The organism is Streptomyces shinuiensis (assembly GCF_043660855.1).
GTDB lineage: Bacteria > Actinomycetota > Actinomycetes > Streptomycetales > Streptomycetaceae > Streptomyces.
In genome coordinates this window covers 2286349-2308958 of record NZ_JBIHML010000001.1, presented here as the reverse complement: position 1 = coordinate 2308958, position 22610 = coordinate 2286349, and the positions used below count along the sequence as shown (strand labels likewise).

Below are 22610 nucleotides of genomic sequence, written 5' to 3'. Positions count from 1 at the left end.
GACTTGAGGACATGAGAGATGCCTACAGCGTGCAGACCGTACGGGCCGCCGAGCGGGAGCTGATGGCGCGCCTGCCCCCCGGGGCGCTGATGCGCCGCGCCGCCGCCGGGCTGGCCGCCGCCTGCGCCGGGATGCTGGGGCGCGTCTACGGAACCCGGATCGTCCTGCTGGTGGGCAGCGGCGACAACGGCGGGGACGCGCTCTTCGCCGGGGCGTACCTGGCCCGGCGCGGCGCCGGGGTGACCGCCTTGCTGCTCAGCCCGGAGAGGGTCCATGAGAGCGGACTCGCCGCGCTGCGGACGGCCGGGGGCCGGGCCGTCGCGGCCCCCGCCGCCCACACCGCGCTGGAGGGCGCGCCCGCCGGCGTGCCCGCGCTCCTGCGGCGGGCCGACCTGGTGGTGGACGGCATCGTCGGCATCGGCGGCCGGGGAGGCCTGCGGCCGGGCGCGGTGGAGATCGCCGACGCCGTCGCGGAGGCCGGGGTGCCCGTCGTCGCCGTGGACCTGCCCAGTGGTGTGGACGCCGACACCGGCGAGGTGCACGGCGTGGCGGTGCGGGCGGCGGCGACGGTGACCTTCGGGGCGTACAAGCCCGGCCTGCTGGTCGACCCCGCACGCGAGCACGCCGGGGCGCTGCGGCTGGTCGACATCGGCCTGGGCCCGTACCTGGAGGCGGCCGAGCCGGCGGTACGCGCCGCGCGGCACGCGGACGTGGCCGCCGTGCTGCCCCGCCCGTCGGCCGAGAGCGACAAGTACCGGCGCGGCGTGGTCGGCGTCGCGGCCGGCTCCGCCCGCTACCCGGGCGCGGCGGTGCTGGCGGTGGCGGGGGCGCTGCGCGGCGGCGCGGGCGCCGTGCGCTACGCCGGGCCCGCGGCCGGCGCGGTGATCGCCCGCTTCCCCGAGACGCTGGTCTCCTCCGGCCCGCCCTCGCGGGCGGGCCGGGTGCAGGCGTGGGTCGTCGGGCCGGGGCTCGGCGACGGTGACGAGGCGCGAGAGAGCGTCCGGGACGTGCTGGCCTCGGACGTACCGGTGCTGGTGGACGCCGACGGGCTGCGGCTGGTGGACGCCGGGCCGCTGCGGGAGCGTACGGCCCCCGTCCTGCTCACCCCGCACGCCGGTGAGGCGGCGGCGCTGCTGGGTGTCGAGCGCGAGGAGGTCGAGTCGGCGCGGCTGGCCTCGGCGCGGGAGCTGGCGCGGCGGTACGGGGCGGCGGTGCTGCTCAAGGGCTCGACCACGGTGGTCGCCCCGCCCGGCGGGGACGGTCCGCTGCGGGTCAACCCCACCGGTACCGGCTGGCTGGCGACGGCCGGGAGCGGGGATGTGCTCTCCGGGCTGGCCGGCTCGCTGCTCGCCTGCGGCCTGGCGCCCGTGGACGCGGCGGTGGCGGGCTCCTACGTCCACGGCCTGGCGGGCCGCCGCGCGGCGCCGCTGGTCAGCGCGCTCGACGTGGCCGGGGCGCTGCGCCCGGCCTGGCGGGACGTCGTGGAGGCCGCCGGGGGTGGCGGGGACGCGGCGGTGACGGCGGACGTCCGGCCCGGTACGCCGCGGGCCTCGCGGCGGTGAGCGGGCCGGGGGCCGGCCGGACCGGCCGGCCCCCGGCCCGCCCTCGCCGGTGCACCGTGCGGGCGTACCGCGCCCGGCGTGCCCCGGCGTGCCCCGGCGGGCACCGGGAGGCGGGCGTCCGGCACCTCGCCGGAAGCCGGCCGCACACACCGGGCGGGCCGGGAGGCGTCCGGAAGCGGACCTGAGACACTGGTGGGCGATGGACGTCGTAAGTGAGCCCTTCGCCACCGGCGCGGCAGTGCGGCCCCGCCCGGACGCGCACCGGGTCTGTGCCGAGATCGACCTGGCCGCCCTGCGTGCCAACGTCCGCGCCCTGCGCGGGCGCGCGGCCGGGGCCGGGCTGATGGCCGTGGTCAAGGCCGACGCGTACGGCCACGGCATGGTCCCCTGCGCCCGTGCCGCGCGGCAGGCGGGCGCGGACTGGCTGGGTACGGCCACCCCCGAGGAGGCGCTGGCGCTGCGCGCCGCCGGGGACCGGGGCCGGCTGCTGTGCTGGCTGTGGACGCCCGGCGGGCCCTGGCGCGAGGCGGTCGAGGCGGACGTCGACGTGTCGGCGAGCGACCCGTGGGCGCTGCGGGAGATCACCGCCGCCGCCCGCGTCTGCGGCCGTACCGCCCGCGTCCATCTGAAGATCGACACCGGGCTGGGCCGGAGCGGCTGCCCGGCCGCCGGCTGGGAGGCGCTGACCGCCGCCGCCCGTGCCGCCGAGGCCGAGGGCACGGTGCGGGTCGCCGGGGTGTGGTCGCACTTCGCCTGCGCCGACGAGCCCGGCCACCCCTCCATCGCCGCCCAGCTCGCCGTCTTCCGCGAGGCCCTGGCCGCCGCGGCCCGCGCCGGGCTCGACCCGGAGGTGCGGCACATCGCCAACTCGCCCGCCACCCTCACCCTCCCCGAGGCGCACTTCGACCTGGTGCGCACCGGCGTGTCGGTCTACGGCCTCGCGCCCTCGCCCGAGGTCGGCGTGCCGGCGGACTTCGGGCTGCGGCCGGTGATGACCCTGCGCGCCCGCCTCGCCCTGGTCAAGCGGGTGCCCGCCGGGCACGGGGTGAGCTACGGCCACCACTACACCACCCCTGGTGAGACGACCCTGGCCCTGGTCCCGGCCGGCTACGCCGACGGCGTCCCCCGGCACGCCTCGGGGAGCGGGCCGGTGCTGGTGGCGGGCAAGTGGCGGACGGTCGCCGGACGGGTGGCCATGGACCAGTTCGTGGTGGACCTGGGCGGCGACGCGGCCGCGGAGGGCGACGAGGCGGTCCTGTTCGGGCCGGGCGACGCGGGCGAGCCGACGGCCGAGGACTGGGCGCGCGCGGTGGGCACCATCGGGTACGAGATCGTCACCCGGATCGGCGCCCGGGTGCCGCGCGTCCACCTGAACGCGGAAGCGTGACGCGGGCGTGAAGGACGCGGGCGGCAGGGGATGGGCGCGTCGCGCGGGGGCGGCCGGCGCGGTGCTGGGACTGGCCGCGGCCGGCGTGGCCGCGGGAGTGGCCGTCGAGCGGCTGACCGTGCACCGGGCGGTGCGCCACAGAGCGCGCCTGGCCCTGGACGCGGCCGGTCCGTACGGCTCGCTGCGCGGCACTCCCGGCCGGGCCGTGGCCGACGACGGCACCGAGCTGTACTACGAGACCGACGAGCCGGAGGGCGCGATACCCGAGGGCGCGCCCACGGTCGTCTTCAGCCACGGCTACTGCCTCGCCCAGGACGTCTGGCACTTCCAGCGCGCCGCCCTGCGCGGCATCGCGCCCACCGCGCCCCCCACCCCCGCCCTGCGCGCCGTCTACTGGGACCAGCGCGGCCACGGCCGCTCCGGGCGCGGGCGGGCCGGCGAGACGGTCACCATCGACCGGCTCGGACGCGATCTGAAGGCGGTGCTCGACGCCGCCGTCCCCAACGGACCGGTCGTCCTCGTCGGCCACTCGATGGGCGGGATGACGGTGATGGCGCTCGCCCACCACCACCCCGGGTACGTCGCCGAGCGCGTCGCCGCGGTGGCCCTGCTGGGCACCTCGGCGGGCAACCTCACGGAGGTGACCTACGGGCTGCCCGCCGCCGGTGCCCGGGCGCTGCGGCGGATGGCGCCGGGGGTGCTCAGGACGCTGGCCGCGCGGGCCGATCTGGTGGAGCGGGGGCGCCGGGCGACCGCCGATCTCTTCACGGGGCTGGTCAAGCGGTACTCGTTCGGCGGCCGCGACGTGGACCCGGGGGTGGCGCGCTTCGCGGAGCGGCTGATCGAGTCGGTGCCGGTCGACGTGGTCGCCGACTTCTACCCCGCCTTCGCCGAGCACGACAAGACCGCCGCGCTGGCCGCCTTCGAGGAGGGTCGGCCGGCGCTGATCCTCACCGGCGACCGCGATCTGCTCACCCCGCGCGAGCACAGCGAGGCGATGGCCGGAGCGCTGCCGCACGCGGATCTGGTGGTGGTGGAGGGCGCGGGCCACCTGGTGATGCTGGAGCACCCCGAGGCGGTCGGCGACCGCCTGGCCGAGCTGCTGACGCGTACCATCCACACCCATGGACACACCGCACCGCCGGGCCGCGGGGACCGCCCCCGGGGCCGTTCCGGAGAGCCGGCAGAACCCCCCGAGTCCCCGGGAGCCCCGGAGTCCCCGGGCTTCCGGACGGACCGCGAGGATCCGCGTCGAGACCCCTGACCGGATGCGGGAGCTGGGCCGGCGGCTGGCCCGGCTGCTGCTGCCCGGCGACCTCGTCCTGCTCACCGGCGAACTGGGGGCGGGCAAGACCACCCTCACCCGCGGGCTGGGCGAGGGGCTGGGCGTGCGCGGCGCGGTCACCTCCCCCACCTTCGTCATCGCCCGGGTCCACCCCCCGCTCGGCGACGGGCCCGCGCTGGTGCACGTGGACGCCTACCGGCTCGGCGGCGGCCTGGAGGAGATGGAGGACCTGGACCTCGACGTCTCGCTGCCGGAGTCGGTGGTGGTCGTGGAGTGGGGCGAGGGGAGGGTCGAGGAGCTGTCGGAGGACCGGCTGCACGTGGTCATCGAGCGGTCCGTGGGGGCCGTGGCCGCGGATACGGCCGGTGGCGCCGGGGACGCCGCGGCCGGCGGCTTCGGGGAGGACGTGCGGACGGTGACGGTGACCGGAGTCGGCGGGCGCTGGTCGGAGCAGGACCTGTCCGTCCTCGCGGAGCCCGGGGGGAGCGCGTAGGGGCCGGGGGCCCGCACGGACGCACCCCGACCGGTACGCGCCTGGAACCGGGTTCCGACACCGTGTCGGCAAGATGTTGCGCACGGCGCCTCCGGCGTGTTCACATGGAGGCCGGAAAGAGTGGTTAGGTACGCCTTACCACCCCGCCCCATGAGCCACGGGAGGACCCATGGAGGCCGAGGTGCGAGAGCCCGGAACGACCGCGCAGGACGCGCCCGCCGGTGTGTCCGGGCACCTGCCGGGCGCCGGAGCGGTGCCGATGCGCGATCTGCTGGCCTCGTGCGCCGCGGCCGACGCGGTCTCCACACCGCCGGCCCCCGAGCGCCGTACCGCTCCCGGAGATCGCCCGGACGACGAGGGCCCCCGGGCCGAGGCGGCCTGAGGGCCCGTACGGGGCGGGAGGGGCGCCGGGAGCTCTGCTCCTCGCCCCCTCTACTCCTCCCGCTGCCGCTGCCGCTGCCGCTGCCGCTGCCTCGGCCCGACGCGGCGCGCCCAGGCCGGCAGCAGGAACCAGGCGCCCACGAACCATGTGAACAGCGCGCCGACGATCCACCAGGCCAGGCCGTTGTGCAGCACCACGCGCAGGATCAGCAGCAGGGCACAGGTGACCGTGCACAGCAGCAGGACCAGCCCGGTGATGGTGAGGCGGGCGGCCCACTCCACCGTCTGGGGCTTCATCCGGTGTCCGGTGACGAAGCGGTGCAGGGCCACCGGGGCGATCAGGGTGCCGGTCGCGGCCGAGCCGAGGACGACGGTGACGACGTAGATGTTGCGGTCCACGGCCCCCAGGTCGGTGAACCGCTCGGTGAAGGCGACGCTCAGCAGGAAGCCGAGCAGGATCTGGATGCCCATCTGGGCGACCCTGACCTCCTGCAGGAGTTCCGTCCACCGCCGGTCGGCCCGCTCCTTCTCGGTCTCCCGGTACTCCTCCCGAGCCTCCCGGCCGCCGATGCCGGCGGACCGCTGTCCGCCGCCGTCCCTGTCAGGTGCCGTGCCCGTTCCCAGAGCCATCGCGCCGCCCCCTTCTTCGGTGCTCGTCCGCTTGTTCCCATCTGTTCGAAAGAGGGAGAGGCAAACGTGGGCGCGGCTCTGGCGGACCGGAGGACCGGTGGGCTCAGGGGGCTCCGGACCTCATGGGTTCCCCGGGCTCAGGGAACGACGACGACCTTCGTGCCCGCCGTGGCGAACCGCCACATCGCCTCGCCGTCCGCGGCCCTGGAGCGGATGCCGCCCGTGCCCTCCTTCGGCGGCCCCTCGGGCAGTGAGCCGTCCACGGCGGCACTGAAGCCCACCACGACCCCGTCCACCTGCGTGAACAGCACCACATGGGCGACGGGCACCCCGTCGGATCCGGTGACGCGCTCGGTGCGGCCGCCCTCGCTCACGGTGTACTCGCCCGGCAGCGGGTCCACCGCACCGGGGACGACGCGGTAGGTCCGGGTGACCCGCTCGTTCGCGCCCACCAGCCAGACCCGGTCGCCGCGCAGGGAGTACACGACGCGTTCGCCGGCACCGGAGCCGGCCGGCGGCGCGGCCTCCTCGCGCTCCCTGGACTTCTCGCGGTCCTCGCGGGCCTGGGCGTCCTTCCGCGCGGCGCCGGGGGAGGGCGAGGCCGACGCGGCGGCCCCGGGTTCGCCGGCGGGTCCGCGCCGGTCCTGCGCGGCGGACGCCTGGTAGGCCAGGAAGCCGACGACGGCGAGTGCCGCCGCGGTCAGCCCGGCCACGAACGTACCCGCGCTGTTCCGTGCCACCGTCTCGCCCGCCTCCGGTACTCGCCGCTTCCCCCGCCGGTGCCCGGAGCCCTGTCGGAGCCCTGGAGGACCGGTGTGATCGTAAGTCCGACGGTAGCAGTCGGTAGCGGTCGCCGTGCTGCGGGCGGGCACCGGCGGCCCGCGGTGCGCCGTAGGCTGAGAGCGTGCTCCTGCTCGCTCTGGATACCGCAACCCCCGCCGTCACCGTCGCCCTGCACGACGGGACGAGGACCCTCGCAGCCGCCGACGAGGTGGACGCCCGCCGCCACGGCGAACTGCTGCTCCCGGCCGTCGACCGCGTCCTGGCCGAAGCCGGCGCCGCGCTCGGCGACGTGACCGGCATCGTCGTCGGCGTCGGCCCCGGCCCGTACACCGGCCTGCGGGTCGGCCTGATGACGGCGACGGCCTTCGCGGCCGCCCGCGGCATCCCCGTCCACGGCCTGTGCACGCTGGACGGCATCGCCCACGCCGCCGGGGAGGCCGGGCTGGAAGGCCCCTTCGTCGTCGCCACCGACGCCCGCCGCAAGGAGGTGTACTGGGCGCGCTACGCCGACGCCCGCACCCGCCTCGGGGACCCGGCCGTGGACCGGCCGGCCGACATCGCCGAACTGGTCGCCGGCGTCCCCGCCGTGGGCATGGGGGCCCGGCTGTACGCGGACACCTTCACCGGCGTACGCGGTGACCTGCCCGAGCACGTCTGTGCGGCCGCGCTGGCGGCGCTGGCCGCCGAGCGGCTCGCGGCCGGCACCGGTGCCGACGGGGAGGCCGGCGGGGAGGCGGTGGGCTTCCTGCCGCCGCTGCCGCTCTACCTGCGGCGCCCGGACGCGAGGGTGCCCGCCAACTACAAGGTGGTCACGCCCCGGTGACCGCGGCCGCCGAGAAGGCCCCCGAGCGGCCCGTCCTGCGCGAGATGCGCTGGTGGGACATCGAACCGGTGCTGGAGCTGGAACGGGAGCTGTTCCCGTACGACGCCTGGTCGCCCGCCCTGTTCTGGTCCGAACTCGCCCGCGCGCGCGGCCCGCACGCCACCCGCCGCTACCTCGTCGCCGAGGACGGCGCGGGCCGCGTCGTCGGCTACGGCGGACTCGCCGCCGCGGGCGGCACCGGGGACGTCCAGACCATCGCCGCGGCCCGCGACCGATGGGGCACCGGACTGGGCGCCCGGCTGCTCAGCGCGCTGCTCACCGCCGCGACCGACTTCGAGTGCCACGAGGTCCTGCTGGAGGTCCGGGTGGACAACGACCGGGCCCGGCGCCTGTACGAGCGCTTCGGCTTCGAGGCCGTCGGCCTGCGCCGCGGCTACTACCAGCCCGGGAACGCGGACGCCCTCGTGATGCGCCGCCCGGCCGGCCCCGCGACGGACACCGCGCCGGACACCGCGCCGGACCAGGCCCCCGACCCCGCAACGGAACACCAAGGAACGACGACCCATGGCTGACGAACCCCTGGTCCTCGGCATCGAGACCTCCTGCGACGAGACCGGCGTGGGCATCGTGCGAGGGCACACCCTGCTCGCCGACGCGGTGGCCTCCAGCGTGGACGAGCACGCCCGGTACGGCGGTGTGGTGCCCGAGGTCGCCAGCCGCGCCCATCTGGAGGCGATGGTCCCCACCATCCAGCGCGCCCTGGAGGACGCCGGCGTCGCCGCGGGCGACCTCGACGGCGTCGCCGTCACCGCCGGCCCCGGCCTGGCCGGCGCGCTGCTGGTGGGAGTCTCGGCGGCCAAGGCGTACGCGTACGCGCTGGGCAAGCCGCTGTACGGCGTCAATCACCTCGCCTCGCACATCTGCGTCGACCAGCTCGAACACGGCGCACTGCCCGAGCCGACCATGGCGCTGCTGGTCTCCGGCGGCCACTCCTCGCTGCTGCTGTCCTCCGACATCACCTCCGACGTGCGCCCGCTGGGCGCCACCATCGACGACGCGGCGGGCGAGGCGTTCGACAAGGTCGCCCGGGTGCTGAACCTCGGCTTCCCCGGCGGGCCCGTCATCGACCGCTACGCCCGCGAGGGCGACCCGGACGCCATCGCCTTCCCGCGCGGGCTGACCGGCCCGCGCGACGCGCCCTACGACTTCTCCTTCTCCGGCCTGAAGACCGCCGTCGCCCGCTGGATCGAGGCGAAGCGGAGCGCGGGCGAGGAGGTGCCGGTCGCCGACGTCGCCGCGTCCTTCCAGGAGGCGGTCACCGACGTGCTGACCCGCAAGGCGGTGCGCGCCTGCCGGGACGAGGGGGTGGACCACCTGATGATCGGAGGCGGTGTCGCGGCCAACTCGCGGCTGCGTGCGATGGCCGAGGCGCGCTGCGAGGCGGCCGGGATCACCCTGCGGGTGCCGCGCCCGAAGCTGTGCACCGACAACGGCGCGATGGTCGCGGCCCTGGGCGCCGAGATGGTCGCCCGCGACCGGGCCCCCTCCGACCGGGACCTGTCGGCCGACTCCTCCCTGCCGGTCACCGAACCGCACGTCCCGGGCACCTCGCACAGCGGCGCGCACGGGCACGCACACACGCACGACCATGTGCACGAGACGAGCGCGGAGAACCTCTACACATGACCGTCGCCCTGATGTGGGAGGCCCGCGCGGCGGACGGCCGCGGGGCCGAGCTACTGGAGTGGGTCCGCGCCCAGGTGCTCGACCCCGCCCCCCTGCGTCGCGAGACGTTCACCGCCCCGGCCGACCGCGTCCTGGTCATCACCTGGTGGGATGCCCCCTACGACGCCGAACTCGCCGAACTCCCCTCGCCACCAAAGGAGTTGCTCCACCGTCCGGTCCACCGCTGGCGTTTCGAGAGCGCGGACGCGCACGGAGACGCCCGGTGAGGGCGAACCCGCTCCCAGGCGCCCGAGACGCCCCGGAACGCGCACAGCAGGTCGGCGGGGTCCTGCGCGTCCTTCACCGGATACTCACCCCCGTCTCGCCCCCCGTCGCTGACGCCGGGCCGCGTCATACGCGGAACCACGGAGCCGGTCATGGCAGGCCCGCGCGACGCACAGGCGGGGTCATGTGATCGTCACTCGTTCGGGTGGGACCCGGCGCGGGACGCGGCGTCAGCGGACCGGACGGCCCAGGAGCATCGTCGGTGCGCCCGCGACGCGGGTGAGGAAGACCGTGGCCGAGCCCGGGCCGGACGGCTTCACCTTCCGGCGCAACTCCTCCGGTTCGACCGCCGAGCCGCGCTTCTTGACCGTCAGCGTCCCGACACCGCGCTCGCGCAGCAGCGCCTTCAGCCGCTTGACGTTGAAGGGGAGGGCGTCGGTGACCTCGTACGCGGTCGCGTACGGCGTCGGGCGGTGCTCGTCGGAGGTGACGTAGGCGATCGTCGGGTCGATCAGGCGCCCGCCGACCCGCTCGGCCACCTCCGCGACCAGGTGCGCGCGGATCACCGCGCCGTCCGGCTCGTACAGGTAGCGGCCGACGGGGCCGGGGGGAGGATCCGGCAGGCCGGCGGAGTCCAGGGTCCGGGGCCCGGGCAGCAGGGTGGCGCGCACCCGGGGCGCCTCGTGCGAGGCGGCGCCGAACCACAGCACGGCCTCCTTGACGTCCCCGCCGTCGGAGATCCACTCCGCCGCCGCGTCCGCCGGTACCGACTCGTGCGGGATGCCGGGAGCCACCTTCAGCGCGGCGAGCGGGGCGCGCCGGGCGGCCTCCACCGCCCAGGACAGCGGCGGCGAGTACGCCTCGGGATCGAAGATCCGGCCGCGTCCGCCCCGACCGCCGCGGCGGGCCGGATCGGCGAAGACGGCGTCGAAGCCGGAGGCGTCCACCTCCGTCACGTCCGCGCAGCGCACCTCGATGAGGTCGGACAGGCCCAGCGCTCCGGCGTTGGCGCGGGCGACCGCGCAGGTCAGCGGGGAGCGGTCGACGGCCAGGACCTCGATGCCGGCGCGGGCGAGCGCGATGGCGTCGCCGCCGTTGCCGCAGCACAGGTCGGCCAGCCGCCGTACCCCGAGGGCGGCGAGGCGGCCGGCGCGGTACGCGGCCACACTCGCGCGGGTGGCCTGCTCCACGCCGTCGGGGGTGAAGTACATGCGCGCCGCGTCCCCGGGCCCGAACTTCGCAGCCGCCCGCTGCCGCAGCCGGGCCTGGGCGATGGCCGCCGAGACCAGTCCGGCCGGGTGGTCTCGGCGCAGCCGGGTGGCGACGGCCAGCTCCCGCCCGGGGTCGTAGGACCGCAGCTCCGCCAGCAGCGCCTGTCCCTCGTCGGTCAGCAGGCGGTGGAAGGCGGAGAGGGGGTCGCCGACGGCCGGGTTGGTGCTCACCGGCCCGTCACCGCGGCGCGCGGTACAACGTGGTCAGGCCGATGTCCATGGGGAAGGGCACCGGGACGACGAGCTTGTCGTGGTGAATCCCGGTGGGGACGTACGTGCCGGTGGTGTCGTCCAGCTCGTCGGCGGTCCAGCCGCCGGGCGGCGGGTGGAACCAGTCGGGCAGGGGCTCTGCGGTCATCGGCGGTACTCCTTGACGGGCGGGCACCTGTGACGCGGTACGGGGTCAGCGTACCGGCGCATCGGCGCGCAACGCGCCGTGCGTTGGCACTCCGGTTGACTGAGTGCTAACGCCCGCATAGTCTCAGCATTGGCACTCCCCCATGGAGAGTGCCAACTCAAGCGACGGGCAGATCCGGCACCCGCGACGACGGATCTACCAGGTCGCCACCCCAGACATCCAAACCCCGCCGAGATCTCCGAAGGGGGAGGTCGGATCGTGACGACCGCCACCAGTTCCAAGGTTGCCATCAAGCCGCTCGAGGACCGCATCGTGGTCCAGCCGCTCGACGCCGAGCAGACCACGGCTTCCGGCCTGGTCATCCCGGACACCGCGAAGGAGAAGCCCCAGGAGGGCACCGTCCTCGCCGTCGGTCCGGGTCGCTTCGAGGACGGCAACCGTCTGCCGCTCGACGTCAAGGTCGGCGACATCGTGCTGTACAGCAAGTACGGCGGCACCGAGGTGAAGTACAACAACGAGGAGTACCTCGTCCTCTCGGCGCGCGACGTTCTCGCGATCATCGAGAAGTAAGCACCGCGAAGACTGCCTGTGATCCGCGCCCTGGTACCCGCGTCCGAGACGTCCGGGGCCGGGGCGCGGTTCCTTTGACGAGGACTCCGAGAGGACCCAAGCAACCATGGCGAAGATCCTGAAGTTCGACGAGGACGCCCGTCGCGCCCTCGAGCGCGGTGTCAACAAGCTCGCCGACACCGTGAAGGTGACGATCGGCCCCAAGGGCCGCAACGTCGTCATCGACAAGAAGTTCGGCGCCCCGACCATCACCAACGACGGCGTCACCATCGCCCGCGAGGTCGAGGTCGAGGACCCGTACGAGAACCTGGGCGCCCAGCTCGTGAAGGAGGTGGCGACCAAGACCAACGACATCGCGGGTGACGGCACCACCACCGCCACCGTGCTGGCCCAGGCGCTGGTCCGCGAGGGCCTGCGCAACGTCGCCGCCGGCGCCTCCCCGGCCGCTCTGAAGAAGGGCATCGACGCCGCGGTCAAGGCCGTCTCCGACGACCTGCACGCCACCGCCCGTCCGATCGACGAGAAGTCCGACATCGCCGCCGTGGCCGCGCTGTCCGCCCAGGACAAGCAGGTCGGCGAGCTGATCGCCGAGGCGATGGACAAGGTCGGCAAGGACGGCGTCATCACCGTCGAGGAGTCCAACACCTTCGGTCTGGAGCTGGACTTCACCGAGGGCATGGCCTTCGACAAGGGCTACCTGTCGCCCTACATGGTCACCGACCAGGAGCGCATGGAGGCCGTCCTCGACGACCCCTACATCCTGATCCACCAGGGCAAGATCTCCTCCATCCAGGATCTGCTGCCCCTGCTGGAGAAGATCATCCAGACCAACAGCTCCAAGCCGCTGCTGATCATCGCCGAGGACGTCGAGGGCGAGGCCCTGTCCACCCTGGTGGTCAACAAGATCCGCGGCACCTTCAACGCGGTGGCCGTCAAGGCCCCGGGCTTCGGCGACCGCCGCAAGGCGATGCTCGGCGACATGGCGACGCTGACCGGCGCCACCGTCATCGCCGAGGAGGTCGGCCTCAAGCTCGACCAGGCCGGTCTGGACGTGCTGGGCACCGCCCGCCGGGTGACCGTCACCAAGGACGACACCACCATCGTCGACGGCGGCGGCAAGGGCGAGGACGTGCAGGCCCGCGTCGCGCAGATCAAGGCCGAGATCGAGACCACCGACTCCGACTGGGACCGCGAGAAGCTCCAGGAGCGCCTCGCGAAGCTGGCCGGCGGCGTGTGCGTGATCCGCGTGGGCGCGGCCACCGAGGTCGAGCTCAAGGAGAAGAAGCACCGTCTGGAGGACGCCATCTCCGCGACCCGCGCCGCGGTCGAGGAGGGCATCGTCTCCGGTGGCGGTTCCGCGCTGGTCCACGCCTCCAAGGTGCTGGACGACAGCCTGGGCAAGGACGGCGACGAGGCCACCGGCGTCGCGGTCGTCCGCCGGGCCCTGGTCGAGCCGATGCGCTGGATCGCCGAGAACGCCGGCCTGGAGGGCTACGTCATCACCTCCAAGGTCGCCGAGATGGAGAAGGGCCACGGCTTCAACGCCGCGAACGGCGAGTACGTCGACCTGGTCAAGGCCGGCGTCATCGACCCGGTCAAGGTCACCCGCTCCGCCCTGGAGAACGCCGCCTCCATCGCGTCGCTGCTGCTGACGACCGAGACCCTGGTCGTCGAGAAGCCGGCCGAGGAGGAGCCGGAGGCCGCCGCGGGCGGTCACGGCCACGCCCACTGAGGCACGGGCTCCCGCGGTACGGCCCGCCGGTACGACGAGGCCCGGCTCCCCGTGTGCACCAGGTGCACCGGGGAGCCGGGCCTCGTCGCGTCTCCGCGCGGGGACGGGGCGCGGGGACGGCGGACGGGAGATCGCGGTGGGAGCGGGCGGGCGGGGGCGGCCGTAAGGGCGGCGGTGCGTCCCTCACCTGGGGCTGAAGCGCCCGGTGGTGGAGGAGGCGCGCGAGACCAGACCGCGCGGCGCCAGCCGGGCCAGGCCCAGCAGAGCCTTGTAGCGCGGATCCGGGACGGACAGCGTCTTCCCCCTGGCCAGGTCCTCCAGGGCCGCGTCCACCACCCGGTCGGCGTTCAGCCACATCCAGCCCGGCACGCTCTGCGCCGACATCCCCGCGCGCCGGTGGAACTCGGTGCGCACGAACCCCGGGCACAGCGCCATCAGCCTCACCCCCGCCGGCCCCAGGTCCCGCGCCGCCCCCTGGGTGAACTGCACGACCCACGCCTTGGAGGCGCCGTAGGTGCCGCGCGGCACGAAGGCCGCCACCGAGGCCACGTTGACGACGCCGCCGCGGCCCCGCTCGCGCATGCTCTCCGCGGCGGCCGAGGTCAGCCGCAGCACGGCCTCGCAGTGCACCTTGAGCATGCGCAGCTCGTCCGCCATCGGCACCTCCAGATAGCGGCCCCTGTTGCCGAAACCGGCGTTGTTGACCAGCAGGTCCACCGGGTGCTTCCGGTCGCCGAGCCGCTCCTCGACCGCCGCGATGCCCTCGTCGGTGGCCAGGTCGGCGGTGATTATGGACGCCTCGACGCCGTGCCGGTCGTGCAGTTCGGTGGCGTGCCGCCGCAGTCGCTCGGTGTCCCTGGCGACCAGCACCACGTTGTGCCCGTCGCGTGCCAGCCGCCGGGCGAAGGCGGCGCCGATACCGGCAGTGGCCCCTGTGATCAGTGCAGTCGTCATACGGGCACGCTATCCGGCCGGGACCGGCGGACCGCGTGCCGGATGCGTCAGGAGGCGTACTTCGCGGTGTACTCCAGCGCCTCCCGGCGCGCGGCGGCGGCCAGCGCGTCGCCGGCGGCCAGGACGCGGGGGAGCAGCGCACGCTCGGTGGTCAGGGCGCGGAAGAGGAGGGAGACGGTCACCCCGTGGCCGGGCCGGTGCAGGATCTCGATCCGGTCCCCGGCGCGGATCTCGCCGGGCTCGGCCACCCGCAGGTACGCCCCGGGCGCGGCGGCCCGGGTGAACGCCTTCATCCACCCTCTCCCCCGCTCCGACGGCAGGATCCCCGCCTCCCCCAGCCGGCCGGCGAAGGTGCGGCAGGGAGTGCGGGCGCAGGAGACCTCCAGCACCACGTCCGGCCCGATCCGCCAGCGCTCGCCGATCAGCGCCCCGTTGACGTCGGCGCCGGCGGTGGTGAGGTTCTCGCCGAAGACCCCGTTCGGCAGTCCGTGGCCGAGTACCTCCTCCCAGCCGTCCAGGTCCTCCCGGGCGAAGGCGTACACCGCCTGGTCGTCGCCGCCGTGGAAGAGCGGGTCGCCGATGACGTCCCCGGCGAGTCCGCTGCCGCCGCCGGAGCCGGGGGCGGCCACGGCGACCGGGCCGTCTGCCGGGCGCTTGTCGATGCCGGTGAGGCCGCCCGGGGCGCTGGTGTAGCCGACGGAGCGGGGGCGGGCGAGGTTCACGGAGAGAAGCCGCATGCCGCGCAGGGTAGAAGGACACCCTCAAGGACGCGAACGGATACCGGTTCCGCGCGCCAAGGGCCGCTTATGGTGGGGGAGTGATCGAGGCACGCCATCTCCGTGTGCTGCGCGCGGTGGCCCGTACCGGTTCGCTCTCGGCCGCCGCCCGCGCGCTGGGCTGCACGCAGCCCGCCGTCAGCCAGCAGATGAAGGCCCTGGAGCAGACCGCGGGCACTGCGCTGCTGGTGCGCGCCGGCCGTGAGACGCGCCTCACCGAGGCCGGTGAGGCGCTGGTCCGGCACGCGGCGGGGATCCTTGCCGGGCTGGCCGCCGCCGAGGAGGAGGTGGCCGCCATCGCCGGGCTGCGTGCGGGCCGGGTCCGGCTGGTGTCCTTCCCCAGCGCCAGCTCCGCGATCGTGCCCGCGGCCGTCGCCGCGATGCGCGCGGAGTATCCCGGGGCCCGGGTGTCGCTGGTCGAGGCGCAGCCGCCGCGCTCGGTGGAGGCCCTCCGCGAGGGCGAGTGCGACATCGCCCTCGCCTACCGCTACCCGGACGCCGCCGGGCCGGTGGAGGGCGATCCGGAGTGGGGGGAGCTGGTGGTGCGGCCGCTGCTGACCGAGCGGCTGGTGGGGCTGGTCCCCGAGGACCACCGTCTGGCGCGGGCGGCGGAGGCGGGGGAGGACGTCGGGCTGGTGGAACTGGCCGGGGAGTCCTGGATCGCGGGCTGTCCGCGCTGCCGCGGCCATCTGGTGGAGGTGTGCGAGAGGGCGGGCTTCACCCCGCGGATCGACTTCGCCACCGACGACTACCCGGCCGTGGTGGGGCTGGTGGGGGCGGGGCTGGGTGTGGCCGTGCTGCCCGGGCTCGCGGTGGAGTCGGTACGGCCCCGGGGCGTGCGGACCGTGGGCATCAGCCCGCGGGTGCGGCGCGAGGTGGCGGCGCTGACACTGCCGGACCTCGCCCGGGTGCCGGCGGTCGCCGCCATGCTGGACCGGCTGTCGGAGGCGGCCCGCCGCTGACGCGGACCGCGTCCGGCCCGTCCGGCACCCGCGCGTGTCCGGCGTCCGGGCCCGCCGGGCGCCGGGGGAGCACCCGGAGGGCGCGCGGGAAGCGGTGCTATGCCCCGGCCGCGCCGACCAGCCTGGTGCGGGCCCGGCCCATGAGTTCCTCGCGCTCGTCCTCGGTCAGTCCGCCCCACACCCCGTACGGCTCACGCACGGTGAGTGCGTGGGCGGCGCACTCCGCCCGGACCGGGCAGCGCATGCACACCTCCTTCGCGGACGCCTCGCGTGCGCTGCGGGCCGCTCCGCGCTCCCCTTCGGGGTGGAAGAACAGCGAGCTGTCGACTCCTCGACAGGCGGCCAGCAGCTGCCAGTCCCACAGATCGGCGTTGGGACCCGGAAGGCGGGAGAAATCTGCCATGGCTTGTCCTCTCGAAGCGAACTGATGCTGGTGAACCAGTCGAGAACAGTCACGACCGTACATCCACGGTATGAGTAGATGTAAATATGCATCTTCGAGATTTTCGGGACATACGCGAGTAATAAAAAGAAAACCCGCCAAACAGGGCAAATGACGACACGGCTGCTGATCTGCGCGGGATACCCTCTCCGTGTCGGCGCCATCACGTAGGGTGTTGAAAGCGGGCGCCGAAGACCGTAACTCTTTCGGGTGACCGTCGTTGAGTGTGCGGAGGCGGTTGACACAGACAAGTGCCGGACGGATGTCCGGGGCGGTCAACCGCACAGGTGACGATTCGTACCAGCCCTGGAGGCCTAAGGTGATGCGCATGAGCTGCGGAGGGCGATCATGACTTCCGTCCTCGTCTGCGACGACTCCCCGCTTGCCCGAGAGGCGCTGCGCCGCGCGGTCGCGACCGTGCCCGGCGTGGAACGTGTGACGACGGCGGCCAACGGCGAGGAAGTCCTCCGCCGCTGGGGCGCCGACCGGTCCGACCTCATCCTCATGGACGTCCGGATGCCCGGCCTGGGCGGTGTCGAGACCGTACGGCGCCTGCTGTCGGCCGACCCCGGCGCCCGCATCATCATGCTGACCGTGGCGGAGGACCTGGACGGCGTCGCGCTCGCCGTCGCCGCCGGCGCCCGCGGCTATCTGCACAAGGACGCCTCGCGCGCCGAGCTGCGGGCCACGGTCACCCAGGCGCTGGCCGACCCCACCTGGCGGCTCGCGCCGAGGCGGCTGCGCTCGGCCGAGATGGGCGCCGCGCCGACGCTCACCGCCCGCGAGATCCAGGTGCTGGAGGGCATGAGCCACGGCCGCTCCAACGCCGAGATCGGACGCGAGCTGTTCCTGTCCGAGGACACGGTGAAGACCCATGCGCGGCGGCTGTTCAAGAAGCTCGGCGCCTCCGACCGGGCGCACGCCGTGGCGCTCGGCTTCCGCTGGGGCCTCGTCCGCTAGCCCCGGTGGGAGCAGTCCCGCCGAGAGTCCGTCCGCCGGTCCGGTCGTCCTCCGGGCCGCGGACACCCGACGGCACCGGAGCGGTGGAGCCGCCGCGCTCCCCCGCCCGCGGCCGGCCGCACACGCCGTGCGTACCGCGTTCGCGGTGGGCGCCGTGTGCCCCGAGGACGCCCCGTCGGTCCCGGAGCACCGGGGAGGCGGGGCCTCCCGGCGACGGTCCGGTGCCGTAATCTCCGGCGTGCCGCATCCTGGATGTATGGAGTTCCTCGGGGACGTGACGGCCAGGCGTGAGGGGAGGGCGCGGGACGTGACAGCGAGTGCCCCTGCCCATAACGCTTCAGTGCACAACCACGGACGGGGTGCGGCGGAACGACCGCGCCGGGTGCACCATGGACCGATGCGTGACGACGAGACGCCATCCCCGGCCGACGGCCGCGGTGAGATCGGTGCCCTCGTCCAGCGCGCGGTGGAGGGCGACGAGCGGGCCACCCACGACCTCCTCGCCCGTGTCCACCCCCTCGCCCTGCGGTACTGCAGGACACGGCTGACCCGGCTGCCCGGAGACGCCCGGCACTTCGTGGACGACCTGGCGCAGGAGGTCTGCCTGGCGGTGCTGTGCGCGCTGCCGCGCTACCGCGACACCGGCAAGCCCTTCGAGGCGTTCGTGGTCGCCATCGCCCAGCACAAGGTCGCCGATCTCCAGCGGGCCGCCATGCGCGGACCGGGCAGTACGGCGGTGCCCTCGGACGAGATGCCCGAGCGGCCCGACGACTCGCTCGGCCCGGAGGAGCGGGCCCTGCTGAGCAGCGACGCGGAGTGGGCGAGGAAGCTGCTGGCCAACCTTCCCGAGCACCAGCGCGAACTGGTGCTGCTGCGGGTGGCGGTCGGGCTCACCGCAGAGGAGACCGGGCAGATGCTCGGAATGTCCCCGGGGGCCGTGCGCGTTGCCCAGCATCGAGCCCTGTCGCGGCTGCGCGCCCTCGCGGAGCAGTGATCCCGGGCCGGTCACGGCCATCCGGCGAGCGGTCCGGCGGCGGACCCGCGGCGGTACGGGGCCCCTTCCGGGCCCGTTAGCATGGACGTCCGCGCCGGGCAAGAGTATTGGGGAAGGTGCCATGGAAGGCGTCATGACGGACAGCGTCGGCAGTGCGGGCAGCGCCGGCAGTGCCAGCGAGGTTCCCGCGAAGTTCGCCGCACTCGGGCTGACCTACGACGACGTGCTGCTGCTGCCGGGCGAGTCGGACATGGCCCCGCAGGACATCGACACCTCCTCGTACGTCTCGCGCAACGTGAAGGTGAACGTCCCGCTGATCTCGGCGGCGATGGACAAGGTCACCGAGGCCCGCATGGCGATCGCCATGGCCCGGCAGGGCGGTGTCGGCGTGCTGCACCGAAACCTCTCGATCGAGGACCAGGCCGACCAGGTCGACCAGGTCAAGCGGTCGGAGTCCGGCATGGTCACCGACCCGATCACCATCCGCCCCGACGCCACCCTGCGCGAGGCCGACGAGCTGTGCGGCCGCTTCCGCATCAGCGGCGTGCCGGTCACCGACGCCTCCGGCAGGCTGCTGGGCATCGTCACCAACCGCGACATGGCCTTCGAGACCGACCGCAGCCGCGAGGTCCGCGAGGTCATGACGCCGATGCCGCTGGTCACCGGCGGGGTGGGCGTCTCGCGCGCGGACGCCATGGAGCTGCTGCGCCGCCACAAGATCGAGAAGCTGCCGCTGGTCGACGGCGAGGGTGTGCTCAAGGGCCTGATCACCGTCAAGGACTTCGTCAAGGCGGAGAAGTACCCGCACGCCGCCAAGGACGCCGAGGGCCGTCTCATCGTCGGCGCGGCGGTCGGCGTGGCCGGCGACGCGTTCGAGCGGGCCCAGGCGCTGATCGAGGCGGGCGCCGACTTCATCGTCGTGGACACCGCGCACGGGCACTCGAAGCTGGTCGGCGAGATGGTCGCCAAGATCAAGTCCAACTCCCCGGTCGACGTGGTCGGCGGCAACGTCGCCACCCGCGACGGCGCCCGGGCGCTGGTCGACTCCGGGGCCGACGGCGTCAAGGTCGGCGTCGGGCCGGGCTCGATCTGCACCACCCGTGTCGTCGCCGGCATCGGGGTCCCGCAGGTCACCGCGATCTACGAGGCCGCGCTCGCCGCGCGGGAGAGCGGCGTCCCGGTCATCGGCGACGGCGGGCTCCAGTACAGCGGCGACATCGCCAAGGCCCTGGTCGCCGGCGCCGACACCGTGATGCTCGGCAGTCTGCTGGCGGGCTGCGAGGAGTCGCCGGGCGAGCTGCTGTTCATCAACGGCAAGCAGTTCAAGTCCTACCGCGGCATGGGCTCGCTGGGCGCGATGCAGTCGCGCGGCCAGGCCAAGTCCTACTCCAAGGACCGCTACTTCCAGGAGGCGGTCGCCGCCGACGACAAGCTCGTCCCCGAGGGCGTCGAGGGCCAGGTCCCCTACCGCGGTCCGCTGGGCGCGGTGGTGCACCAGCTCGTCGGCGGTCTGCGGCAGTCGATGTTCTACGTCGGCGGCCGGACGGTGCCGGAGCTGAAGGCCAGGGGGCGCTTCGTGCGCATCACCGCGGCCGGGCTCAAGGAGAGCCACCCGCATGACGTCCAGATGACGACCGAGGCGCCGAACTACTCCCGGCGCTGAGACGGAACCGAACGGTACCGGTCACGGCCCGCCCGGGCCGTGACCGGCCCGGTGCCCCCGGTGCCCCGCTCGGGGATACTGGGGGCGTAGACCGTAGGAAGGGCACAGCACGTGACTGAGATCGAGATCGGCCGCGGCAAGCGCGGGAGGCGGGCGTACGCCTTCGACGACATCGCGGTGGTGCCCAGTCGCCGCACGCGGGACCCGAAGGAGGTCTCGATCGCCTGGCAGATCGACGCCTACCGCTTCGAGCTGCCGTTCCTGGCCGCCCCGATGGACTCGGTCGTCTCGCCGAGCACCGCGATCCGCATCGGCGAGCTGGGCGGCCTGGGGGTGCTCAACCTCGAAGGCCTGTGGACGCGTTACGAGGACCCCGAGCCGCTGCTCCACGAGATCGCCGAGCTGGACGAGACCGCGGCCACCCGCCGGCTCCAGGAGATCTACTCCGCCCCCGTCCAGGAGGAGCTGATCGGGCGGCGGATCAAGGAGGTGCGCGACTCCGGCGTGGTGACGGCCGCCGCGCTGTCGCCGCAGCGCACCGCGCAGTTCTCCAAGGCGGTCGTGGACGCGGGTGTGGACATCTTCGTCATCCGCGGCACCACCGTCTCCGCCGAGCACGTCTCCTCGGCGGCCGAACCGCTCAACCTCAAGCAGTTCATCTACGAGCTCGACGTCCCCGTCATCGTCGGCGGCTGCGCCACGTACACCGCCGCGCTGCACCTGATGCGCACCGGCGCGGCGGGCGTGCTCGTCGGCTTCGGCGGCGGCGCCGCGCACACCACCCGCAACGTGCTGGGCATCCAGGTGCCCATGGCCACCGCCGTCGCCGACGTGGCGGCGGCCCGCCGCGACTACCTGGACGAGTCCGGCGGCCGGTACGTCCACGTCATCGCCGACGGCGGCGTGGGCTGGTCCGGCGACCTGCCCAAGGCCGTCGCCTGCGGCGCGGACGCGGTGATGATGGGCTCCCCGCTGGCCCGCGCCACCGACGCGCCCGGTCACGGGCACCACTGGGGCATGGAGGCCGTCCACGAGGACGTGCCGCGCGGCAGGCGCGTCAACCTCGGCACGGTCGGCACCACCGAGGAGATCCTGCTCGGCCCCTCGCACAGCCCCGAGGGCCACATGAACTTCTTCGGCGCCCTGCGCCGGGCCATGGCCACCACGGGCTACTCGGAGCTCAAGGAGTTCCAGCGCGTGGAGGTCACGGTCTCCCGCTGAGCGCGGGCGGCCCGTACGGCGGAACCCATGTGGCGGAACCCATGCGGCGAAGGGGCCGGGCCCGGTGGACGCACCACCGGGCCCGGCCCCTTTCGCGTGTGCGCACCGGCCGCGGCGGGCGCTCGCGTCACAGCCGGTGGGCCGCCCCCGTCGGGCTGGCGCCGCGGGTGTCCAGCAGGAGCTGGGCCTTGGCCGACAGGCTCTGCAGGTCGTAGACGCGGTGGTGCTGGAGGAGCAGGGTGAGGTCGGCCGCGGCGGCGGCCTCGTAGAGGGAGTCGGCGCGCGGGACGGGACGGCCCGCCACCCGCCACTGCGGCACATGCGGGTCGTGGTAGCCGATCTGCGCCCCCAGCTCCATCAGCCGCAGGGCGACCTCGGGGGCGGGGGAGCCGGTCCGGTCGGCCAGGTCGGGCTTGTAGGTGACGCCCAGCAGCAGGACGCGGGCGCCGCGGGCCGACTTGCCGTGCTCGTTGAGCAGGGTCGCCGCTCGCTGGGCCACGTAGCGCGGCATCCGGGCGTTGGCCTCCTGGGCGACCTCGACCAGGCGCAGCGGATAGCCCGGGGTGCGCCCCGCGCGGTCCAGGCAGGCCGGGTCGACGGGGACGCCGTGGCCGCCCACGCCCGGGCCCGGCCGGAAGGCGTGGAAGCCGAACGGCTTGGTCTCCGCGCAGCGGATCACGTCCCACAGGTCCACGCCGAGGTCGTGGCAGAGCACGGCCATCTCGTTGACCAGGGCGATGTTCACATGCCGGAAGTTGGTCTCCAGCACCGCCGTGGTCTCGGCCTCCCGCAGGCCGCGGGCCCGCACCACCTTCTCCACCAGCCGCCCGTAGAAGGCGGCGGCGGCCTCCGTGCAGGCCGGGGTCAGTCCGCCGATCACCCTCGGGGTGTTGGCGTAGCCGTGGGAGCGGTTGCCGGGGTCGAGGCGGGAGGGGGCACAGGCGAGGTGGAAGTCGTACCCGGCACGCAGCCCCGAGGCCTTCTCCAGCAGCGGGGCGACGTACTCCTCGGTGCCGCCGGGACGGACGGCGGACTCCACCACCACCGTTGTCCGCGGGCGCAGCCGCTCGCCGAGCGTGAGCGCCGCCGCCCGTACCGCACCCAGGTCCGGGGCGCGGCCCTCGCCCTGCGGGGTGGGGGCGCAGATCAGGGCGGTGCGGACCCGGCCCAGCACGGACGGGTCCGAGGTGGCGCGGAAGCCGGCCGAGGCCATCCGGCGCACCTCGGCCGCCGACAGCCCGCCGCCCGCCGGCGGGCGCCCCGCGCCCAGCTCGCGCACGGCGTGCTCGTCGGGGTCGTAGCCGATGGTGCGGATACCGGCGGCCGTGGCGGCCTGGGCCGCGGGAAGACCCAGATGACCCAGACCGAGGACGGCGAGATCTGCGGGCATGAGGCGGCGTCCCTTCCCCCGTC

Annotated in this window: 24 protein-coding genes; 16 read left to right on the top strand and 8 right to left on the bottom strand. The window is 74.7% G+C overall.

All coding sequences use genetic code 11. The annotated features are described in order from the left end of the window. The first annotated feature begins 11 nt into the window (after nt 1-11). The 5 genes from ACGRHY_RS10200 (at nt 12) to ACGRHY_RS10180 (ending at nt 5109) form a co-directional block, all read left to right on the top strand. The gene (locus tag ACGRHY_RS10200) at nt 12-1562 is read left to right on the top strand and encodes an NAD(P)H-hydrate dehydratase (RefSeq protein ID WP_394635076.1); all 1551 of its coding nucleotides are present in this window, start codon (nt 12-14) and stop codon (nt 1560-1562) included. A gap of 199 nt (nt 1563-1761) precedes the next feature. Then, on the top strand, nt 1762-2949 hold the full coding sequence (gene alr, locus ACGRHY_RS10195) for an alanine racemase (RefSeq protein ID WP_394635075.1): 1188 nt from the start codon (nt 1762-1764) through the stop codon (nt 2947-2949). Between the two features lie 7 nt (nt 2950-2956). After that, nucleotides 2957-4213, top strand: coding sequence for an alpha/beta fold hydrolase (locus ACGRHY_RS10190; protein ID WP_394635074.1), 1257 nt, complete (start codon nt 2957-2959; stop codon nt 4211-4213). A gap of 4 nt (nt 4214-4217) precedes the next feature. After that, nucleotides 4218-4727, top strand: coding sequence for a tRNA (adenosine(37)-N6)-threonylcarbamoyltransferase complex ATPase subunit type 1 TsaE (tsaE, locus tag ACGRHY_RS10185; protein WP_394635073.1), 510 nt, complete (start codon nt 4218-4220; stop codon nt 4725-4727). A 169-nt stretch (nt 4728-4896) separates the two neighbouring features. Beyond that, on the top strand, nt 4897-5109 hold the full coding sequence (locus ACGRHY_RS10180; RefSeq protein WP_394635072.1) for a hypothetical protein: 213 nt from the start codon (nt 4897-4899) through the stop codon (nt 5107-5109). Between the two features lie 50 nt (nt 5110-5159). Here ACGRHY_RS10180 and ACGRHY_RS10175 read toward each other — a convergent pair whose 3' ends face one another. Together ACGRHY_RS10175 and ACGRHY_RS10170 are read right to left on the bottom strand one after the other, a co-directional pair. Then, entirely contained in the window at nt 5160-5738 is a 579-nt protein-coding gene (locus ACGRHY_RS10175) for a DUF6328 family protein (RefSeq protein WP_394635071.1), read from the bottom strand. A 137-nt stretch (nt 5739-5875) separates the two neighbouring features. Beyond that, on the bottom strand, nt 5876-6478 hold the full coding sequence (locus ACGRHY_RS10170) for a hypothetical protein (RefSeq protein ID WP_394635070.1): 603 nt from the start codon (nt 6476-6478) through the stop codon (nt 5876-5878). Between the two features lie 164 nt (nt 6479-6642). Here ACGRHY_RS10170 and tsaB point away from each other — a divergent pair, with 164 nt between their 5' ends. The 4 genes from tsaB to ACGRHY_RS10150 are packed head-to-tail and all read left to right on the top strand — an operon-like array spanning nt 6643 to nt 9296. Then, complete coding sequence (tsaB, locus tag ACGRHY_RS10165; protein ID WP_394635069.1) at nt 6643-7344, top strand: tRNA (adenosine(37)-N6)-threonylcarbamoyltransferase complex dimerization subunit type 1 TsaB; 702 nt, start codon at nt 6643-6645, stop codon at nt 7342-7344. A gap of 44 nt (nt 7345-7388) precedes the next feature. Beyond that, complete coding sequence (gene rimI / locus ACGRHY_RS10160) at nt 7389-7916, top strand: ribosomal protein S18-alanine N-acetyltransferase (RefSeq protein ID WP_394637985.1); 528 nt, start codon at nt 7389-7391, stop codon at nt 7914-7916. Continuing rightward, the gene (gene tsaD / locus ACGRHY_RS10155) at nt 7909-9030 is read left to right on the top strand and encodes a tRNA (adenosine(37)-N6)-threonylcarbamoyltransferase complex transferase subunit TsaD (protein ID WP_394635068.1); all 1122 of its coding nucleotides are present in this window, start codon (nt 7909-7911) and stop codon (nt 9028-9030) included. The genes rimI and tsaD overlap by 8 nt, the downstream gene beginning before the upstream one ends. Next, nucleotides 9027-9296, top strand: a complete 270-nt coding sequence (locus tag ACGRHY_RS10150; RefSeq protein WP_394635067.1) for a hypothetical protein — start codon at nt 9027-9029, stop codon at nt 9294-9296. Before tsaD ends, ACGRHY_RS10150 begins: the two co-directional genes overlap by 4 nt. Nucleotides 9297-9524: 228 nt before the next feature. Here the strand turns inward: ACGRHY_RS10150 and ACGRHY_RS10145 are convergent, their stop codons facing one another. Next, nucleotides 9525-10736, bottom strand: a complete 1212-nt coding sequence (locus tag ACGRHY_RS10145; protein ID WP_394635066.1) for a class I SAM-dependent methyltransferase — start codon at nt 10734-10736, stop codon at nt 9525-9527. Between the two features lie 7 nt (nt 10737-10743). Then, the gene (locus tag ACGRHY_RS10140; RefSeq protein ID WP_394635065.1) at nt 10744-10923 is read right to left on the bottom strand and encodes a hypothetical protein; all 180 of its coding nucleotides are present in this window, start codon (nt 10921-10923) and stop codon (nt 10744-10746) included. 258 nt (nt 10924-11181) lie between these two features. Here ACGRHY_RS10140 and groES point away from each other — a divergent pair, with 258 nt between their 5' ends. Both groES and groL read left to right on the top strand, forming a co-directional pair. After that, complete coding sequence (gene groES, locus ACGRHY_RS10135) at nt 11182-11493, top strand: co-chaperone GroES (RefSeq protein WP_093660681.1); 312 nt, start codon at nt 11182-11184, stop codon at nt 11491-11493. Nucleotides 11494-11599: 106 nt separating this feature from the next. Further along, nucleotides 11600-13225 carry a chaperonin GroEL gene (groL, locus tag ACGRHY_RS10130; RefSeq protein WP_394635064.1) on the top strand — a complete coding sequence of 542 codons (1626 nt, stop codon included), beginning with the start codon at nt 11600-11602 and terminating at the stop codon, nt 13223-13225. 183 nt (nt 13226-13408) lie between these two features. Here groL and ACGRHY_RS10125 read toward each other — a convergent pair whose 3' ends face one another. Both ACGRHY_RS10125 and ACGRHY_RS10120 read right to left on the bottom strand, forming a co-directional pair. Continuing rightward, on the bottom strand, nt 13409-14179 hold the full coding sequence (locus ACGRHY_RS10125; protein WP_394635063.1) for an SDR family NAD(P)-dependent oxidoreductase: 771 nt from the start codon (nt 14177-14179) through the stop codon (nt 13409-13411). Nucleotides 14180-14226: 47 nt separating this feature from the next. Then, entirely contained in the window at nt 14227-14916 is a 690-nt protein-coding gene (locus ACGRHY_RS10120; protein WP_394635062.1) for an MOSC domain-containing protein, read from the bottom strand. A gap of 80 nt (nt 14917-14996) precedes the next feature. On the opposite strand from ACGRHY_RS10120, the gene ACGRHY_RS10115 reads away from it, so the two are divergent. After that, on the top strand, nt 14997-15917 hold the full coding sequence (locus ACGRHY_RS10115) for a LysR family transcriptional regulator (protein ID WP_394635061.1): 921 nt from the start codon (nt 14997-14999) through the stop codon (nt 15915-15917). 97 nt (nt 15918-16014) lie between these two features. Here the strand turns inward: ACGRHY_RS10115 and ACGRHY_RS10110 are convergent, their stop codons facing one another. After that, the gene (locus ACGRHY_RS10110; RefSeq protein WP_093660691.1) at nt 16015-16320 is read right to left on the bottom strand and encodes a WhiB family transcriptional regulator; all 306 of its coding nucleotides are present in this window, start codon (nt 16318-16320) and stop codon (nt 16015-16017) included. A 387-nt stretch (nt 16321-16707) separates the two neighbouring features. On the opposite strand from ACGRHY_RS10110, the gene ACGRHY_RS10105 reads away from it, so the two are divergent. The 4 genes from ACGRHY_RS10105 (at nt 16708) to ACGRHY_RS10090 (ending at nt 21197) form a co-directional block, all read left to right on the top strand. Continuing rightward, nucleotides 16708-17319: a response regulator transcription factor gene (locus ACGRHY_RS10105; protein ID WP_003948568.1), complete on the top strand. Its 612-nt coding sequence runs from the start codon at nt 16708-16710 to the stop codon at nt 17317-17319. Between the two features lie 397 nt (nt 17320-17716). Further along, a complete protein-coding gene (locus ACGRHY_RS10100) occupies nt 17717-18313 on the top strand; it encodes a sigma-70 family RNA polymerase sigma factor (protein ID WP_394635060.1) in 597 nt (198 codons plus the stop codon). 133 nt (nt 18314-18446) lie between these two features. After that, on the top strand, nt 18447-19976 hold the full coding sequence (guaB, locus tag ACGRHY_RS10095; RefSeq protein ID WP_394635059.1) for an IMP dehydrogenase: 1530 nt from the start codon (nt 18447-18449) through the stop codon (nt 19974-19976). A 111-nt stretch (nt 19977-20087) separates the two neighbouring features. Next, a complete protein-coding gene (locus ACGRHY_RS10090) occupies nt 20088-21197 on the top strand; it encodes a GuaB3 family IMP dehydrogenase-related protein (RefSeq protein WP_394635058.1) in 1110 nt (369 codons plus the stop codon). Between the two features lie 127 nt (nt 21198-21324). Here ACGRHY_RS10090 and ACGRHY_RS10085 read toward each other — a convergent pair whose 3' ends face one another. Further along, nucleotides 21325-22587, bottom strand: a complete 1263-nt coding sequence (locus ACGRHY_RS10085) for a nucleotide sugar dehydrogenase (protein ID WP_394635057.1) — start codon at nt 22585-22587, stop codon at nt 21325-21327. Nucleotides 22588-22610: the final 23 nt, after the last annotated feature.

Coding starts and splice junctions, on each gene's coding strand:
- tsaD (WP_394635068.1), top strand. CDS start 7,909: ATGGCTGACGAACCCCTGGTCCTCGGCATCGAGACCTCCTGCGACGAG.
- ACGRHY_RS10180 (WP_394635072.1), top strand. CDS start 4,897: ATGGAGGCCGAGGTGCGAGAGCCCGGAACGACCGCGCAGGACGCGCCC.
- ACGRHY_RS10175 (WP_394635071.1), bottom strand. CDS start 5,738: ATGGCTCTGGGAACGGGCACGGCACCTGACAGGGACGGCGGCGGACAG.
- ACGRHY_RS10125 (WP_394635063.1), bottom strand. CDS start 14,179: ATGACGACTGCACTGATCACAGGGGCCACTGCCGGTATCGGCGCCGCC.
- ACGRHY_RS10200 (WP_394635076.1), top strand. CDS start 12: ATGAGAGATGCCTACAGCGTGCAGACCGTACGGGCCGCCGAGCGGGAG.
- ACGRHY_RS10110 (WP_093660691.1), bottom strand. CDS start 16,320: ATGGCAGATTTCTCCCGCCTTCCGGGTCCCAACGCCGATCTGTGGGAC.
- groL (WP_394635064.1), top strand. CDS start 11,600: ATGGCGAAGATCCTGAAGTTCGACGAGGACGCCCGTCGCGCCCTCGAG.
- alr (WP_394635075.1), top strand. CDS start 1,762: ATGGACGTCGTAAGTGAGCCCTTCGCCACCGGCGCGGCAGTGCGGCCC.
- tsaE (WP_394635073.1), top strand. CDS start 4,218: ATGCGGGAGCTGGGCCGGCGGCTGGCCCGGCTGCTGCTGCCCGGCGAC.
- guaB (WP_394635059.1), top strand. CDS start 18,447: ATGACGGACAGCGTCGGCAGTGCGGGCAGCGCCGGCAGTGCCAGCGAG.
- ACGRHY_RS10085 (WP_394635057.1), bottom strand. CDS start 22,587: ATGCCCGCAGATCTCGCCGTCCTCGGTCTGGGTCATCTGGGTCTTCCC.
- ACGRHY_RS10140 (WP_394635065.1), bottom strand. CDS start 10,923: ATGACCGCAGAGCCCCTGCCCGACTGGTTCCACCCGCCGCCCGGCGGC.
- ACGRHY_RS10120 (WP_394635062.1), bottom strand. CDS start 14,916: ATGCGGCTTCTCTCCGTGAACCTCGCCCGCCCCCGCTCCGTCGGCTAC.
- rimI (WP_394637985.1), top strand. CDS start 7,389: ATGCGCTGGTGGGACATCGAACCGGTGCTGGAGCTGGAACGGGAGCTG.
- ACGRHY_RS10150 (WP_394635067.1), top strand. CDS start 9,027: ATGACCGTCGCCCTGATGTGGGAGGCCCGCGCGGCGGACGGCCGCGGG.
- ACGRHY_RS10100 (WP_394635060.1), top strand. CDS start 17,717: ATGCGTGACGACGAGACGCCATCCCCGGCCGACGGCCGCGGTGAGATC.
- ACGRHY_RS10105 (WP_003948568.1), top strand. CDS start 16,708: ATGACTTCCGTCCTCGTCTGCGACGACTCCCCGCTTGCCCGAGAGGCG.